Annotated in this window: 14 protein-coding genes; 12 read left to right on the top strand and 2 right to left on the bottom strand. The window is 59.5% G+C overall.

The genetic code is table 11. From position 1 onward, the window contains the following. Positions 1-65 precede the first annotated feature (65 nt). From ftsZ to CRD18_RS05515, 8 genes are all read left to right on the top strand, one after another. Entirely contained in the window at positions 66-1,385 is a 1,320-nt protein-coding gene (gene ftsZ / locus CRD18_RS05550) for a cell division protein FtsZ (RefSeq protein WP_070566018.1), read from the top strand. Positions 1,386-1,391: 6 nt separating this feature from the next. Further along, the gene (gene pgeF / locus CRD18_RS05545; RefSeq protein WP_070566020.1) at positions 1,392-2,114 is read left to right on the top strand and encodes a peptidoglycan editing factor PgeF; all 723 of its coding nucleotides are present in this window, start codon (positions 1,392-1,394) and stop codon (positions 2,112-2,114) included. A 122-nt stretch (positions 2,115-2,236) separates the two neighbouring features. After that, a complete protein-coding gene (gene sepF, locus CRD18_RS05540; protein WP_048731168.1) occupies positions 2,237-2,758 on the top strand; it encodes a cell division protein SepF in 522 nt (173 codons plus the stop codon). Positions 2,759-2,821: 63 nt separating this feature from the next. Further along, a complete protein-coding gene (locus CRD18_RS05535) occupies positions 2,822-3,121 on the top strand; it encodes a YggT family protein (RefSeq protein WP_016422993.1) in 300 nt (99 codons plus the stop codon). A gap of 398 nt (positions 3,122-3,519) precedes the next feature. After that, positions 3,520-4,533 carry a DivIVA domain-containing protein gene (locus CRD18_RS05530; protein ID WP_016422992.1) on the top strand — a complete coding sequence of 338 codons (1,014 nt, stop codon included), beginning with the start codon at positions 3,520-3,522 and terminating at the stop codon, positions 4,531-4,533. Between the two features lie 420 nt (positions 4,534-4,953). Next, entirely contained in the window at positions 4,954-8,214 is a 3,261-nt protein-coding gene (gene ileS / locus CRD18_RS05525) for an isoleucine--tRNA ligase (RefSeq protein ID WP_187406578.1), read from the top strand. A 15-nt stretch (positions 8,215-8,229) separates the two neighbouring features. Next, a complete protein-coding gene (locus CRD18_RS05520; protein ID WP_070566022.1) occupies positions 8,230-9,696 on the top strand; it encodes a DNA polymerase IV in 1,467 nt (488 codons plus the stop codon). A gap of 66 nt (positions 9,697-9,762) precedes the next feature. Beyond that, positions 9,763-10,425 carry a sugar O-acetyltransferase gene (locus tag CRD18_RS05515; protein ID WP_016422989.1) on the top strand — a complete coding sequence of 221 codons (663 nt, stop codon included), beginning with the start codon at positions 9,763-9,765 and terminating at the stop codon, positions 10,423-10,425. A 1-nt stretch (position 10,426) separates the two neighbouring features. On the opposite strand, the gene CRD18_RS05510 is transcribed toward CRD18_RS05515, so the two are convergent. Next, a complete protein-coding gene (locus CRD18_RS05510) occupies positions 10,427-11,404 on the bottom strand; it encodes an asparaginase (RefSeq protein WP_069359185.1) in 978 nt (325 codons plus the stop codon). Between the two features lie 100 nt (positions 11,405-11,504). Between CRD18_RS05510 and CRD18_RS05505 the strand changes: the two genes are divergently transcribed. Continuing rightward, entirely contained in the window at positions 11,505-12,281 is a 777-nt protein-coding gene (locus CRD18_RS05505; protein ID WP_069359184.1) for a hypothetical protein, read from the top strand. Positions 12,282-12,451: 170 nt separating this feature from the next. On the opposite strand, the gene CRD18_RS05500 is transcribed toward CRD18_RS05505, so the two are convergent. Further along, positions 12,452-13,480, bottom strand: a complete 1,029-nt coding sequence (locus CRD18_RS05500; protein ID WP_242458677.1) for a hypothetical protein — start codon at positions 13,478-13,480, stop codon at positions 12,452-12,454. A gap of 90 nt (positions 13,481-13,570) precedes the next feature. On the opposite strand from CRD18_RS05500, the gene lspA reads away from it, so the two are divergent. The 3 genes from lspA (at position 13,571) to CRD18_RS05485 (ending at position 15,842) form a co-directional block, all read left to right on the top strand. Then, positions 13,571-14,140 (top strand): signal peptidase II, encoded by a 570-nt coding sequence (gene lspA, locus CRD18_RS05495; RefSeq protein ID WP_016422985.1) that lies wholly within the window; start codon positions 13,571-13,573, stop codon positions 14,138-14,140. A 68-nt stretch (positions 14,141-14,208) separates the two neighbouring features. Next, positions 14,209-15,120: an RluA family pseudouridine synthase gene (locus CRD18_RS05490; RefSeq protein ID WP_042389388.1), complete on the top strand. Its 912-nt coding sequence runs from the start codon at positions 14,209-14,211 to the stop codon at positions 15,118-15,120. After that, entirely contained in the window at positions 15,117-15,842 is a 726-nt protein-coding gene (locus CRD18_RS05485) for a hypothetical protein (RefSeq protein WP_048734791.1), read from the top strand. The genes CRD18_RS05490 and CRD18_RS05485 overlap by 4 nt, the downstream gene beginning before the upstream one ends. Positions 15,843-15,885: the final 43 nt, after the last annotated feature.

Genomic DNA, 15,885 nt, shown 5'->3' with positions numbered 1-15,885 from the left:
GGCCCATGTGCAACGTGGCTAGATGAAATTATTTAGGACCTATAGGAAAGGGCGAGAAACGCGCAATGACCTCCCCGAATAACTACCTCGCCGTTATCAAAGTCGTCGGTGTCGGCGGCGGTGGCGTCAATGCTGTCAACCGCATGATCGAGGAGGGGCTGAAGGGTGTCGAATTTATCGCAGTCAACACCGACTCGCAGGCCCTGATGTTCTCCGACGCTGATGTCAAGCTCGACATTGGGCGTGAGGCAACTCGTGGTCTGGGAGCTGGCGCTAACCCCGAGGTTGGCCGCACTTCCGCGGAAGACCACAAGGACGAGATTGAAGAGACCCTCAAGGGTGCCGACATGGTCTTCGTTACCGCAGGTGAGGGCGGTGGAACCGGTACCGGTGCAGCTCCGGTTGTCGCGAGCATCGCCAAGAAGTCCGGTGCCCTGACCGTCGGCGTGGTAACCAAGCCGTTCGACTTCGAGGGCAAGCGCCGTGCACGCCAGGCCGCTGAGGGCATTGAAACCCTCAAGGAGGTCTGTGACACCCTTATCACCATTCCGAACCAGCGTCTGCTGCAGATTGGTGAGCAGGATCTGTCCATGATGGACGCGTTCCGCTTCGCCGACGAGATTCTTTACAACGGTGTCCAGGGTATTACTGACCTGATTACCATTCCGGGCATGATTAACGTCGACTTCGCCGACGTCCGCTCGGTAATGGCTGAGGCTGGCTCGGCTCTGATGGGCGTTGGTTCCGCACGCGGCGACGACCGTGTGATGAACGCCGCTACTCAGGCCATTAACTCCCCGCTGCTGGAGTCCACCATGGATGGTGCACAGGGTGTGCTTATTTCCGTCGCCGGTGGCTCCGACCTGGGCTTGATGGAGGTCAACGCCGCCGCGTCCATCGTGGAGGAAAAGGCTGATCCGGATGCCAACATCATCTTCGGTACCATCATCGACGACAACCTCGGTGACGAAGTTCGCGTCACTGTGATCGCTACCGGTTTTGAGCAGGGTAACGGCAACCCGCTGGACAAGCCAGCCGCAGGTGCCGCTGCACGTCCGGCTGCACAGGATGCCGAGGCGCGTCCGGCCGCTGAGCAGGCACCGCGACAGGGCAGCGCACTGCCGGGCGGTGACAACCTCGGCGCTCCGGCCCCGCGTGCGGAGGAAGAGCGCCCGGTCGCACAGCCGCGCGAGCGTGAGGATCGCGACCGCTTTGTCCCGCGCACCAACCCGAACAGCGGTGGTCTGTTCACCGACAACCCGACACCGCGTACGCAGGAATACCGCAACTACCGTGGTGCTCACCGTTCCGAGGATCGCGATGACCGCGACGACCGTCGTGGCGGCTACCAGGCTTCCAGCGACCTGCCGGAGTGGGGCTTCTAAGAAATCATGACTGAATCCCGCCGCAGCCGAAAAATTCTGACGAATCGGCGCGGCGGGTTTTCGCTGCCACCATATGATTCCTTCAATCTTGGAGATCATGTCGGCGATGACCCGTCCGCAGTCGAACGCAACCGCCAGCGCTTGGCCGATTCTCTGGGAATCGACCGTGCCCGCTTCGTCTATATGGAGCAGCTTCACACCAACACGGTCACCGTCGTCAACGAACCACAAACTGAGCCTGTCCCGGCCACCGACGCCATCGTCACGACCACGCCGGGTCTCGCGCTGGTAGTACTCGTTGCCGATTGCGTTCCCGTCTTGCTTTCCGACGATCATGCGGGTGTCGCCGCTGCGGTACACGCGGGGCGAACCGGCGCTCGCAACGGAATCGTTCGTAAATCTGTCGAGAAGATGATTGAGCTCGGTGCCATGCCCGAGAATATCCATGTGCTTCTCGGTGCAGCGGCTTCTGGCCACAATTACGAGGTGCCTGAGTCGATGGCCGATGACGTCGATAAGCATTTACCCGGAGCGAAGACGCGAACGAAGCAGGGGACTGACGGTGTCGACGTGCGCGCCGGCCTGATGCGTCAGCTCTATGACCTCGGTGTACGGCATGTCAATGTCGAGTCCAGCTGCACTATTGAAAGTGAGCAGTACTTTTCCTACCGGCGGGAGGGGAAGACTGGCCGTCAGGCGGGCATCGTAATCCTGCCTGAGCAGGGCTAAGTTTCAAAGTTGTAATTTTGGCGCGCCAAATTTGCGCGTGTCTATGCGATATTGCCAACCCAGCCGGTAGGTTGTGGGTAGCACAGACTTAAATTCGCACACTAAGAAGGACGTAGCAGAAGATGGCTGATTTCTTCCGTGGGGTTTCAAATTTTTTCGGTCTTACCCCGACTGATGACGCGGCTTACGACGAGCACTACGACGAGTTTGACCGCCGTGACGAGGAGCGTTTTGATGACTCCTATGCCGACTCGCGTCGTGCGGAGCGCCACCGCTACGAGCTGCGCGAAGAGGCTCCACGTGAGACTGCAAGTGTGAACTCCCGCGAGGAGGACTACCGCTACGGCAACCTGCACTCCGTTGCTGAGACCAAGGAACCGGAGCAGGTCTTCATCAAGCCGGAAAGTGGTTTCCAGGACAAGTACTCCAAGGCTCCGGACATCGGTTCGCACTTCCGCGACGGTGACATTGTCACCTTCGATCTGAGTGAGCTTGACCCATCTGAGGCTAAGCGCTACGTCGACTTCGTTGCTGGACTGGTTTTCGGTCTGCGCGGTCGAATCAAGGCTGACGGCTCCGTGTTCACCCTGTACCCGCATGGCTGCGATGTCAACGAGGGCCAGTTCGACCGGATGTCCGGCTAGTCAGCCGGCTCGCATGGCTTGTTAGTGTTTCGTATTTCGATTAATTAGCTAGACTGTTTATTCGTGTCTTCACTACTGCTAGTTCTGCTAATCCTGCTGAAGCTTTTCACCTATCTGCTGTTGGCTCGCATTGTGATTGAAATGATTCAGTCATTTTCTCGCTCTTGGCGACCAGGCAGGGTGTTTTCGTCGATTGGCGAAGTTGTTTTTGTCATTACCGACCCGCCGGTGAAGCTGTTGCGCCGACTCATCCCGCCTATGCCGATGGGCAACGTGATGGTGGACATGTCTGTGCTTGTTTTGTTCTTCATCCTTATGATTCTGCGAATGGTGCTGCAGGTAGCTCTCGGCGCGGTGGTGTAAATATCGCTAACTGTTTGCTTGGGGTCCACAATGTGGATTTCGGTGGAGCTGTGTTGTTTTGACTGTCCCGAATGTGATGTTCTCGGGCATTGAATTGCTACCGGGGGTGTTAATCGGGGGCAATAATAGGAACCCGTTGGGGAATGTAATCCCCAATGGGTTTTTATTGTGTCGGGGGTAAAGTTCTGTGGCTAAAGGTGCAGGGTAAGGGCGAGGTTTAACGTTTTACTAGAACTTTGCCATTGGTTAGAACGTGGGGGATAGAGTCCTGCCCAAAATAAATGGGGTGAGGACTGTGACTAGAGCAGGTAGGATTGGCCGGGTAAACAGTACTACTGGAAATAATTCTCTTAAGATTTCTTAAGAACTGTCCGCTCAAAGTGTTAGGGGAACTCACCATGCCGTTGACTCCGGCTGATGTGCATAATGTGGCTTTCAGCAAGCCTCCGATTGGCAAGCGTGGTTACAACGAGGACGAGGTCGATCAGTTCCTCGACCTCGTAGAGGACGCACTGGGTGAGCTCCAGGATGAAAACGCTGAGCTGCGCCAGCGCGTTGAGGACCTTGAAGGTCAGCTAGAGCAGGGTGGCGGCGCAGACTACGCTGCTTCCGGTGCTGCCGCTGCGGCGCCGGCTGTCGATGAGGACAAGCTGCGCAAGGAAATTGAGCAGGAGCTGCGCGCTGAGTACAACGAGCGCCTGAGCGCTCAGCAGCAGGAGATTGAGGCTCACTACCAGGATCGTCTGGATGCTCTTGAGAAGCGTGCTTCTGAGGCAGAGGCTTCTGCACAGCAGGCTTCCTCCGCAGCTGCGGAGCAGCCGCAGGCAGTTGCAGCAAGCACCGGCACCGAGTCGCAGGAAGTTAGCCTCCGCGCTGCTCGTATCCTGCAGGCTGCTCAGGACACCGCTGATCGCGTCACCACTGACGCCGACGCTGAGGCCAACAAGCTTGTCACCGAGGCTCGTGAAAACGCTGACCGCACCGTGGCAGAGGCCAATGAAGAGGCCGAGCGCACTATCACCAACGCTCGCAATGAGGCAGAAGCAACTTTGGCTGATGCCAAGGAGCGCAGTGAGCAGCTGTTGGCTGATGCCCGCAACGAGTCTGAGTCGACCCTCACTGACGCTCGCCAGCGCAGCGAGCAGATGATCAGCGACGCAGACGCTCGCTCTAACGCCACCATCACCGCAGCGCAGCAGAAGGCAACCGCGCTGCAGGACGATGCAGAGCGCAAGCACCACGAGATCATGACCACCGTCAAGGAGCAGCAGACCGCTCTGGAGGGGCGCATCGAGGAGCTGCACATCTTCGAGCGCGAGTACCGCACCCGCCTGAAGACCTTCCTGGAGTCCCAGCTCGACGACCTGAACTCTCGCGAGTCGGCTGCCCCGGCCGACGGCTACAACAACTAATTACGTAGCCAACACGTAGAAAACCACCACGCTCGGCTCCCCAGAGAGGGGAGGCAGAGCGCGGTGGTTTTTGCTATCTTTCCCTGCGAACCAATCGCATTCTTTGTTCCGGTCAGGGTTGTAGTAGTTGCCTGAGACACTGCTATACTGACACCCATACGCGCAATGAGCCGGCCATCACCGGGGAGCGTTTCGGAAGAACAGTCCAGTAGAAAATGGGCCCAGTAGAACCGAACGGTTTGGCACCGTTACAAAGCCTTATTAAATAAGCGGGCTATCGCGTGAAACCGCATGGTTCTTGTTCGCAAGAACCGTCGTAAAGCGTGATGCCAAGCGGGGTGGTACCGCGCGAGACTCCTTTTCAGCGTCACCAGTAACAACGCTGAAGGGGCTAGGCATGCGTCCCCGTGGTGAGTATTAATGATGTTCGACCACGGAAGTGACGTAGAAACGGTGTCTAATTCGAACGATGTAAATGCCTCTGCTGAGGCCACTCCGGCAGGTGGCGCGTATCCGCGCACTGCTGACTTTGGTAAGTACACCTCCAGCCCGAAGTTTCCGGAACTGGAGGAAAAGGTTCTGGAGTACTGGGGCAAGGACAGCACTTTCCAGGCCTCTATCGATCAGCGTGATGGTGCTGACGAATACGTCTTTTATGATGGCCCGCCGTTCGCCAACGGTCTACCGCACTACGGTCACCTGCTGACCGGTTACGTCAAGGACATCGTCCCTCGTTACAAGACCATGCGTGGCTACCAGGTTGGTCGCGTCTTCGGCTGGGACTGCCACGGTCTTCCGGCTGAGCTGGAGGCAGAGAAGCAGCTCGGTATTAAGGACAAGGGCCAGATCGAGGAAATGGGTCTGGCTAACTTCAACAAGTACTGCGCTGAGTCGGTGTTGCGGTACGCGGGCGAGTGGAAGGAATATGTCACTCGTCAAGCGCGTTGGGTTGATTTCGACGGCGGATACAAGACCATGGACATGAGTTACATGGAGTCCGTGATTTGGGCCTTCAAGGAGCTCTACAACAAGGGCCTGGTCTACCAGGGATTCCGCGTGCTGCCGTACTCCTGGGCAGAGCACACCCCGCTGTCCAACCAGGAGACCCGCCTGGATGATTCCTACAAGATGCGGCAGGACCCGACCCTGACCGTGACCTTCCCGTTCACCGGCGCCAAGGCGGGCTCGGCAGCGGAGAAGACGCTGGCGGACAACCCGGTGCTCGCTGACACTGCGGCTATCGCTTGGACCACCACGCCGTGGACGCTGCCGTCCAACCTTGGTCTGGCCGTGAACCCGAAGGTCACCTACGCCGTAGTTAAGGTCGGCGAGGATTCCTCCGTGCCGGAGTTTGCAGGTAAGACCTTCCTGCTGGCAGAAGCACTGATTGGTGCCTACGCCAAGGAATTGGGCAAGGAACACGAGGTCGTGGCTACCTTCGCTGGTGCTGACCTGGAAGGCCTGACCTATCAGCCGATCTTCGACTACTTCGCAGATCACCTGAACGCTTTCCAGATTATGGTGGCGGACTATGTCACCACCGAGGACGGTACTGGTGTGGTCCACCAGGCGCCGGCCTTCGGTGAAGACGATATGAACACCTGTAATGAATACGGCATTGATGTCATCATTCCGGTGGACATGGACGGTAAGTTCACTTCGCAGGTGCCGGAGTACCAGGGCAAGTTGGTCTTTGACGCCAATAAGGACATCATCCGTGACCTGAAGGCCGCTGGCCGCGTCGTCCAGCACCGCACCATCGAGCACTCCTACCCGCACTCCTGGCGTTCGGGCGAGCCGCTGATCTACATGGCACTGCCGAGCTGGTTTGTGTCCGTTACCAAGATCCGCGAGCGCATGGTGGAGCTCAACCACAACGAGATTGAGTGGATGCCGGAGCACGTCCGCGACGGTCAGTTCGGCAAGTGGCTCGAGGGCGCACGTGACTGGAACATCTCCCGTACCCGCTACTGGGGATCGCCTATTCCGGTGTGGGTTTCCGACAACGACGAGTACCCGCGTGTCGACGTCTACGGTTCCCTCGATGAGCTGGAGGCGGACTTCGGCGTTCGCCCGACCACACTGCACCGCCCGGAGATTGACGAGCTGGTTCGCCCGAACCCGGACGACCCGACCGGTAAGTCCATGATGCGCCGCGTCCCGGATGTCCTGGATGTCTGGTTCGACTCCGGTTCCATGCCGTTTGCGCAGTTCCACTACCCGTTCGAGAACAAGGAGTGGTTCGAGTCCCACGCACCGGCCGACTTCATTGTGGAATACATCGGCCAGTCCCGCGGCTGGTTCTACCTGCTTCACGTCCTGTCGGTTGCACTGTTCGACCGCCCGGCGTTCAAGAAGGTCGTCGCCCACGGCATCGTGTTGGGCGATGACGGCAACAAGATGAGTAAGTCCAAGCGCAACTACCCGGACGTCAACGAGGTCTTCGACCGCGACGGCTCCGACGCTATGCGCTGGTTCCTCATGTCCAGCCCGATTCTGCGCGGCGGCAACCTGATTGTCACCGAGCAGGGCATTCGCGAGGGCGTGCGCCAGGCGCTGCTCCCGATGTGGAACGCATACTCGTTCCTGCAGCTCTACGCTTCCAAACCGGCCGAGTGGTCGGTGGACTCCGACAACATCCTGGACAAGTACATCCTGGCCAAGCTTGCAGCAACCGTCCGTGCTGTTACTGAGTGCCTGGACAACACTGGCATTGCTTCTGCCACCGATGAGGTCCGTCAGTTCTGTGACGCACTGACCAACTGGTACGTGCGCCGCTCCCGCGACCGCTTCTGGGCCGGCGATGTCAAGCACCCAGAGGCCTTCAATACCTTGTACACGGTGCTGGAGGTTCTCACCCGCGTGGCTGCTCCGCTGCTGCCGATGGCCACCGAGGTCATCTGGCGCTCGCTCACTGGCGGCCGCTCGGTGCACCTGGAGGATTGGCCGAACGTCGACAAGCTGCCGACCGATGACGAACTCGTTGAGTCCATGGACATTGTCCGCAATGTCTGCTCGGCAACATCGCGCATCCGCAAGGCCAACCAGCTGCGTAACCGCCTGCCGCTGAAGAAGCTGACCCTGGCATTCCCGGATGCCGAGCGTCTGCGTGAGTACACCGACATCGTTTCCTCCGAGGTCAACGTCGACAAGGTGGAGTTCACCTCCGACGTGGACTCGGTGGGACGATTCGAGGTCTCCGTCAACGCTCGCGTGGCCGGTCCGCGCCTGGGTAAGGACGTCCAGAAGGTCATTAAGGCTGTGAAGTCTGGCAACTATGAGGTTGTCGACGGCACGGTTGTCGCCGATGGTATTCCGCTGCAGGAGGGCGAGTACACCCGCAACCTGGTCGCGATCTCGCCAGATTCCACCGCTGAGGTCGACGGTGTCAATGGTCTGGTCGTGCTCGACACTGAGCTCGACGAAGATCTGGAGTCCCGCGGTTGGGCCGCTGACCGCATCCGTGGTCTGCAGGATGCCCGCAAGAACGCTGGCCTTGAGGTCACCGACCGCATTTCGGTGAAGCTGCAGGTCCCGGCCGAGCGTGAGGAGTGGGCCAACCGCCACGCTGACCTCATCGCCCGGGAAGTTCTCGCAACCGCTTTCGAGGTCGTCGCTGGCGGAGAGTCGCTGAGCTACGACGTGGCGGACGGCTGCTCGGCGGATATTGCCAAGCAGTAGGGGAGAGTAATCTCTATGCCGACTTCCGGGCGGTGGGTTCTGCACATCGACATGGACGCGTTCTTCGCGTCCGTCGAGCAGCTCACTCGCCCGACTCTGCGCGGGCGGCCAGTTCTCGTCGGCGGACTGGGCGGTCGAGGTGTGGTCGCCGGTGCCTCCTATGAGGCCCGCGCGTACGGCGCACACTCGGCTATGCCGATGGCTCGCGCACGTCGTCTCATGCCACCGACCGCCGTGACGGTCAGCGCGCGCAAGGGCATCTACGGGCCGGTGTCGCGCCGCGTGTTCTCTGTAATCCGCGAGCGCGTGCCCGTGGTCGAGCAGCTCAGCGTCGACGAGGCTTTCATGGAACCCGAAGAGCTTCAGGGAGCCTCGAAGGAGCAGGTCATTGCCTGGGCGGAGCAACTGCGGGCAGATATCCGGCGGGAGACCGGCTTGGCCTCGTCGATAGGCGCGGGCGCGGGCAAGCAGTTCGCGAAAATTGCGTCAGGCCTGGCGAAACCCGATGGCGTGTACGTGCTGGACCCCGCACGCAATCACGAGCTTCTACACCCATTGCCGGTAGAGAAGCTCTGGGGCATCGGCCCTGTCACCGCTGCAAAATTGCACACGCTGGGTGTGGAGACGATCGGTGATTTTGCCGCCATGTCCCAGCGTGATGTCGAGGTTTCGCTGACATCCAAAACCGGTGTAATGCTGTGGCAGCTGGCGCAGGGGACGGACGATCGGCCGGTTAAGGAGCGCGATGTCGCCAAGTCTGTATCGGCGGAGTACACCTATCCTGAGGATTTGGAGTCGCAGGCCCAGCTCCACGCCGCCGTCGATCGCGCAGGTGAGTCCGCATTTCGACGGCTCAAAAAAGATGGCCGTGGTGCTCGCACCATCACTTGCAAGGTGCGTCTGTCTGACCTGAGCATCCATACCCGATCTGAGACGCTCGCCTACGCCACACAGGATTTCGACACCCTCATGGCGGTGGCGCACCGAATCGCGTTCACGCCCGCGGAGGTCGGCCCAGTGCGACTGGTGGGCGTCGGTTTCTCCGGGCTGGATTCGCACATACAAGAAGTCCTGTTTCCTGAGCTCGACCGCGCTATCACCGTCGAAGATCGAGTACCAGCACCTGCGCTTTCCGACGCTCCCGCCGGCCTGGTCGAGCTATCTGGAACCGGTGCGTTGCCGACCGTTCGGCTTTCCGACTCCAAGTGGGCACCCACCTCGGACGTACACCACAGCGAGTATGGACATGGTTGGGTGCAGGGGTCGGGGCACGGGATTGTGACTGTCCGCTTTGAAAGCCGCACCAGTGGCCCCGGGCGCATGATTACGTTGAAGGAAGACGACCCGGAGCTGCGTCCGTGCTCCGCGGTGTGCAGTTTGGACTGGCCGGAGTGGCTGGCATCCGACGAAGCAGCAGCTCTCGACTTGCCGCAACCTGAGCGGGAAAGCGAAGACGATCTCGGCCCCGACGCGGATGCTTGATATGGCTGACTGCCTCAGTGCCGTTCGCGGCTCTCTGTTTATGCGCTGTCCGTAAACTGGGGCACTATGACTACCGCATCCCGCATTGCAGAGCTCGAGGCAGCTCGCCGCGCCTCGTTGCGCAACACCGATCGAGATCCGAATCCGTCGACCACACTTCCCGACGACGGTCTGGATAACCGCCAGCGCATGCTGAACGGTCAGTGGTATATCGCCGATCATCCGGAATCACAGGCTCTGAACGTGCGAATTGGCCAGGTGGCCGCTGAATTTGAGGTCGCATTCCGCGAAGACCAGCAGGCAGCACAGCAAGTGCTAGCACCGGCACTGGGGTCTTTCGGAGAGAGCAGCACCGTTCGCCCGCCGATCTACCTGGACTACGGCGATAACATCCACATCGGCGACAACGTTTTCATCAACTTTGGGCTCACCGCACTTGACGTGGTGAAGGTGACAATCTGCGACTATGCGCAGCTCGGGCCCAACGTACAGCTGCTTCCACCAGTACACCCACTGGGAGCTGAGGCCCGCGCCGCTTATCTAGAGTCTGGAGATGAAATCATCATCGGACGCAATGCCTGGATCGGTGGCGGAGCCATCATCCTGGGCGGTGTTCACGTCGGCGACAATTCTGTGGTCGCCGCGGGTGCCGTGGTGACTAAGGACGTTCCCGCGGGCGTAGTTGTGGCTGGAAACCCGGCGAAAATCATCCGCATCATCGAGGCGTGAATTAGAACAGCGTCTGCGGATGCACATTCGCAGCCAGCGCGGCGGCGAGAATGATGCGCGCCTGCGGTGCATGCACGCAACCAGCGCTAATCACACCGTGCCGAGCCAGCGTCGCACCGCCACCGGCACCGCCGTAGGCGGCGTGGACATCACCGCGCGGAACGCGCGTTGCCATCACGACGGTCACATCAGCCGCAATGGCCCGGTCAATGGCAGCGGCAAACTCATCGGAGACATTGCCCGACCCCAGGCCCTCTACGACAATGCCGCGTGCACCGGCGGCGACTGCCGAATCCAGCAGTGATCCATCTGCACCCAAGTAGGCGGGGATAATCTCTACCTTCGAGCCCGCCAAAGCCGCCAGAGGCAGCGGATCTGGACGAACCGGCTCCTCCGGTGCATTAGTGGCAAAAGCCAAAGGATCGGTTGTGTGCCACTTCGTCGCACCTCGTACCGGCAAGACTGCGTGGCCAAAGACAATAAGAACGCCAATTCCCTGCGCAGAGGCATCGGAAGCAATGGTCACGGCCTCAAAGAGGTTCCCCGGTCCGTCGGTTTCCGGATGATCATAGGGAAGTTGTGCACCAGTAAAGACAACCGGACGCGAGTCAGCATGGAAAATATCGGCAGCCATGGCCGTTTCCTCCATCGTGTCCGTGCCATGAGTTACGACGACACCGTCCACGGAGTCGTCATCAAGCACTTCGTGAATAGCGGCGAGAACACGGTCAACGTCGGTGAACGCGAGATTCGACGAGTCCAGCATCCCGAGCTCACGAACCTCCAGCTCTAACATGCCCTCTGGATAACGCTGCGCGACCGCTGCGACGAGCTCCGTGCCCGAGATGGTCGGGGTTAGCGCACCGCTGCGATCCGTGGTGCAGGCGATGGTGCCGCCGGTGGTGATGACAACGATTCGGCGAGGGGAGACCGTGCTAGACGAGGCCGAGCTAGCCGGGGAATGATCCTGAGTCGACATGTCCACCATCTTACCTAGGCGATGTTTTGGCCTTGTGTAGGATTATGGAAGGCGTGAAGCCAGCGAATCTTCATGCAGATTTTATTGGAGTAGTGCACATATGAAAGTCCCCTGCAACCAGCGCGTTAGCGGAATGCGTTGGCGCACAGCGCGTGGTGTGACAGTAGCGGCGATTGTCTCGGTCAGCGCACTTGGGCTCGCTGCCTGCGGTGGCGGCAATACTGCAGCGCCGACGACTGAATCGAAGACATCCAGCTCGGCGGAACCCGTCATCATGCTGCCGACGCGCGCAGAGCTTAACGACGTCCTCGCACGCCTTATCAACCCCGATTTACCTATCGAGGAAAAGGCGCTGACCATCGAGGACGGAGATACTGCCGGCGATTTCTTCGACATTGTCACCAATAGTGCCAATGAGCAGGAAATCAGCTTTGATGTCATTGATCCGATCACGCCCGGCTTCACGACGAAGCAGGCCGTAGCCGGTGTCAATATCCTCCGCCCGGAGGAAGATCCGATGCTCGTGGATCAGGTGGACTTCATTTACAGGGATGGCCGTTGGATGCTGAGCAAGGAATGGGCCTGCAACCTGGCATCGACGCTTGATCCGGAGCACAAGCCTGGGTTCTGCCTCGCGCCGGGCGAAACCCCTCCGCCGCCGCCTGAGCCGGAGGAAGAAGCCCCAGTTGAAGAGGCTCCGGTTGAGGAGGCCCCAGCACCGGTCGAGGAGCCAGCCCCGGCTCCGGCGCCCGAACCACCCGCTGAGGAAGTTCCGCCTCCTGCACCTGAACCGCCGGCTGAGGAGGTCCCGCCTCCTGCGCCGGCCCCGGCTCCGGCTCCGGCGGAGGACGCGCCTCCTCCGCCTCCACCGGCTTAGGCGCCGTCGGGCCAGGTATCACAGCCTAGTCCGGTCGGGTGCACTGGGCAGACAAAAGAAAGTGTCTAGGTTTATGACAGTTCCGCCCATTTTTTGGGAAGAAAAGTGACATAAACCTAGACACTTTCTCGTCTTCTAACCTTGCGCTGGCCAGAGCTATTTCTTCTGGGCTACTTCTTCGACCCGCTGCCGTCCTTAAACTCCAGCCCGCGGTGCGTCTGCTGAGTGATGCGCACATCGGAGTTGCCGTCGCCGTAGGTCACGGAGGTCACAAAGTCGATGTTGCCCTTCATCGGAAGCGGCTTAGTCAGGTCGATGGTGACGCGGTCGGCAAGCATGTCAGTCGTGGCCTCGACAACCTTCAGTGCACCCTCGCCGCCAGTGTCCAACTCGGTGACTGTCGGAACCTGCTTGACATCGACCTTCAAATTAACAATGTCGCCCGCACGGCTGAGCAGGGTATAGGTCACTTTCTGCGTCATCGTGGTCTGGCCTTCGACCTCGCTTTCGACCGTCCAGGTCGCATCCTTTCCGATGTCCTCGGAGGGGAAGACGATAGGTACGGAATGCAGCTGCTGCAGCGCCATCTCCACGCCAGCGCGAGCGGTGTCGGTCGCCTTCTCCGGCGCTCCCAGTTTGAGTTCCTTGACCTCACCAGTGGCCGTTGTTGACCAATCAGAGATGAAGCCCTGCGCGGTCGCGATATCCTCATTCAGCTCATCGTTGGAGCCGTGGGGTTTACCCACCTCTGACGTCACCACACGAGTATCGTCATCGCTGGTAACAGTACTAGTCAGGGGGATTTCCAGGCGGGTGTCCGGGAAGGTCTGGTCGCTATCGGCGTTTCCGCCACGCTGCGCGAAGCCCTGCGTCACCGCCACGGTCGACTCCTGCTCTGCACCGTCGTCCTTCCAGCGCACGCTCGCCAGCTCACCGCTACCAGCACTGGTCAATTCGACCTTGGGTTGTGCAACGTCCACGGGTTGCGTTTCCACCGAGCTTTCCGACGAGCACGCGGCCAATGACACCATAGTGGTAGCGGCAACAACAGCGGTGCCGACCCTCGCCAGCAGGCCATGCTTGGTGTGACCAGGCTGGTCGCTGCGGCTAGGTCGACGGAACCACGAGGAGGTGGTGTCTCCTGCACGTCGTAAAGCAGTGGAGGCCGGAACAAACTGAGATTGGAAACGTCGAGTCACACCGGTTAGCGTACCGGTTTCGCGGTGGATAGGAACCACCCGGGCGGTGTCAGTTGGCTGAATATGGGTTTGTTAGGCCATTATGGGACAGTGACTAAGAAGGAAACGAGGACATATTTCCCGCGGCGGGGGATTCTCGCTGCGGTTATTGTGTCAGTTGCGATTATCGATCAGCTGACCAAGATTATCGCTTTGAAGACTCTCGATGGCCGTCCTGCGGTGCAGGTCATTGGCGATCTCTTCGAGTTGCGGCTCGTTTTTAACCCCGGTGCAGCCTTTTCCTTTGGCACGAACGCCACCTGGGTTTTTACTACGTTGCAGCTGGTTTACATCCTGGCTGTGATGTGCTTTTCCCATTGGTTGCGCAGTCCTATATCGGCGACTGCGGCGGGGCTTATTGCTGGTGGTGCGCTGGGCAACCTCATCGATAGGCTGTTTCGGGAACCCGGTTTCTACGTCGGCCACGTCGTCGATTTCCTGTCGGTTAAGGGTTTTGCCGTATTTAATATCGCGGACTCCGCGATTACAGTGGGCGTTATTATCCTCGTTATCTGGATGGTTTTTTCCAAGGAGCCGGATCTCTTCGCTGATCAGATTGCAGCGGAGAAGAAATCTTCCCAGACGGATCAGAAGCAGTCGGCGGAGGGAGGACAGCAGTGAACGACAATGCAGTAAATACCGGTGCAGCACTCGGGGGAGCGCACCAGCCCGACCGAGAAACCCGGCAGATGCCCGTTCCACCGGGCTTGGCCGGTATGCGGGTAGACGCCGGTGTGGCTAAGTTGCTGGGGCTCTCGCGCACAGCGGTGGCTGATTTGGCAGCGGCCGGGGACATCACGGTCGATGGCGTGAGCGTTGGTAAGTCCGACCGATTGGAAGAAAACGCTTTCCTCTCTGTGTTGTTGCCGCCGGTGGAAAAGCCATTGGTTCCCAAAGAGGAACTCGTCGAGGGCATGGACGTGCTCTACCACGACTCCGATTTGGTGGCTGTTCACAAGCCTGTCGGTGTGGCCGCACATCCGTCGGTCGGTTGGGAAGGCCCAACGGTTATCGGCGGACTGGCGGCTGCTGGTTTCCGCATTTCTACCTCCGGTCCGCCCGAGCGAAAAGGCATCGTGCATCGCCTCGATGTTGGCACCTCTGGCGTGATGGTTGTCGCCTGCTCCGAACGGGGCTACTCCGTGCTCAAGCGGGCGTTCAAAAACCGTGAGGTGTCCAAGACCTATCACGCTCTGGTTCAGGGGCATCCGGATCCGCTGTCGGGGACAATTGATGCGCCGATTGGCCGTCATCCTTCGGCGGGTTGGCGCTTTGCCGTCCGCCAGGATGGCAAGCATGCTGTGACGCACTACGAAACGCTTGAGGCCTTCGCCCCAGCAACGCTGCTGAAGGTGAATCTAGAGACTGGGCGCACGCACCAGATTCGCGTGCACTTCTCTGCGCTGAATCACCCATGCTGCGGCGATCCCATGTACGGTTCCGATCCGGCATTGGCCAAGCGCCTGGGGCTCAACCGCCAGTGGCTTCACGCGGTCTCGCTTGGTTTCCACCATCCGGCAGATGGGCGCTGGATGGAAATCGAATGTCCATACCCAGATGATTTGAACCACGCATTGGAAGTTTTGAGGCAGAGCGCATGACGCAGACCCCATCGGGATCCAAGAACCCACCACGCCGTGAAACTCGTGCGAAAAGCACTGGTGACGGCAGTATTTCGCCAGTGATGGCACTGATCTCTGGTTTCTGTGTTGTCATATTGGTGATTGTTTTAGCAGTCGCTTCGACTTCCGATCGGGTAAGCAAGCCGCAAAATCTCAACGGCGATGCGCTCGGCCCGGACCCGTGGGAAGCAACCGAGCAGTACGTAGAGCGTGCCGACGAGTCCCTCGCGAATATGAAGAAAGAGGACTATCGGCTAAAGACCGGCCAGCCAGTCGTGGAGGACCCGAAGTTCTGGGCGATGGTGACTTTTGACCGGCTGCTCGATGCGCAAGAAGCGGCACAGGTCTATGAAAAAGAGCCCTCTCTGCGAGTGTCGACTGCAATCATCGGCGGTGTGAGCACCCGGTATTTGCCGCAGCCGAGTAAAACAGCGAGCGAAGAAAAGCTGCTGCAAGATCAGCTGGAGTTAGCAGCTGCTTACGCAGACGTCGCGATTGACGACGAACGGCTCGGCTTCAACGGGTTACTGGTCTATGGTGACGCTGAATCGTTGATGGATGTCAAGAAAATGCCCGATGTGAAAGCTGTCGAGGCGCTGCCATCAGATGCGGCGCGTGGCCGTTTTGGTATTCGCCCGGTGCTGAGTTCCGGCTTCACGGATAAAGATCCGCTCTTTGCGCCGGGGCTGAGCCAGAACTAAGCGGTCAGAACTAATAGAAGCCAGAACTGAGTGCCCAAATCCA

Source organism: Corynebacterium sp. LK31, assembly GCF_014335015.1.
Classification (GTDB): Bacteria; Actinomycetota; Actinomycetes; order Mycobacteriales; family Mycobacteriaceae; genus Corynebacterium; species Corynebacterium jeikeium_D.
The sequence above is the reverse complement of the archived record's forward strand: the minus strand, read 5'-3'. Positions and strand labels throughout refer to the sequence as shown.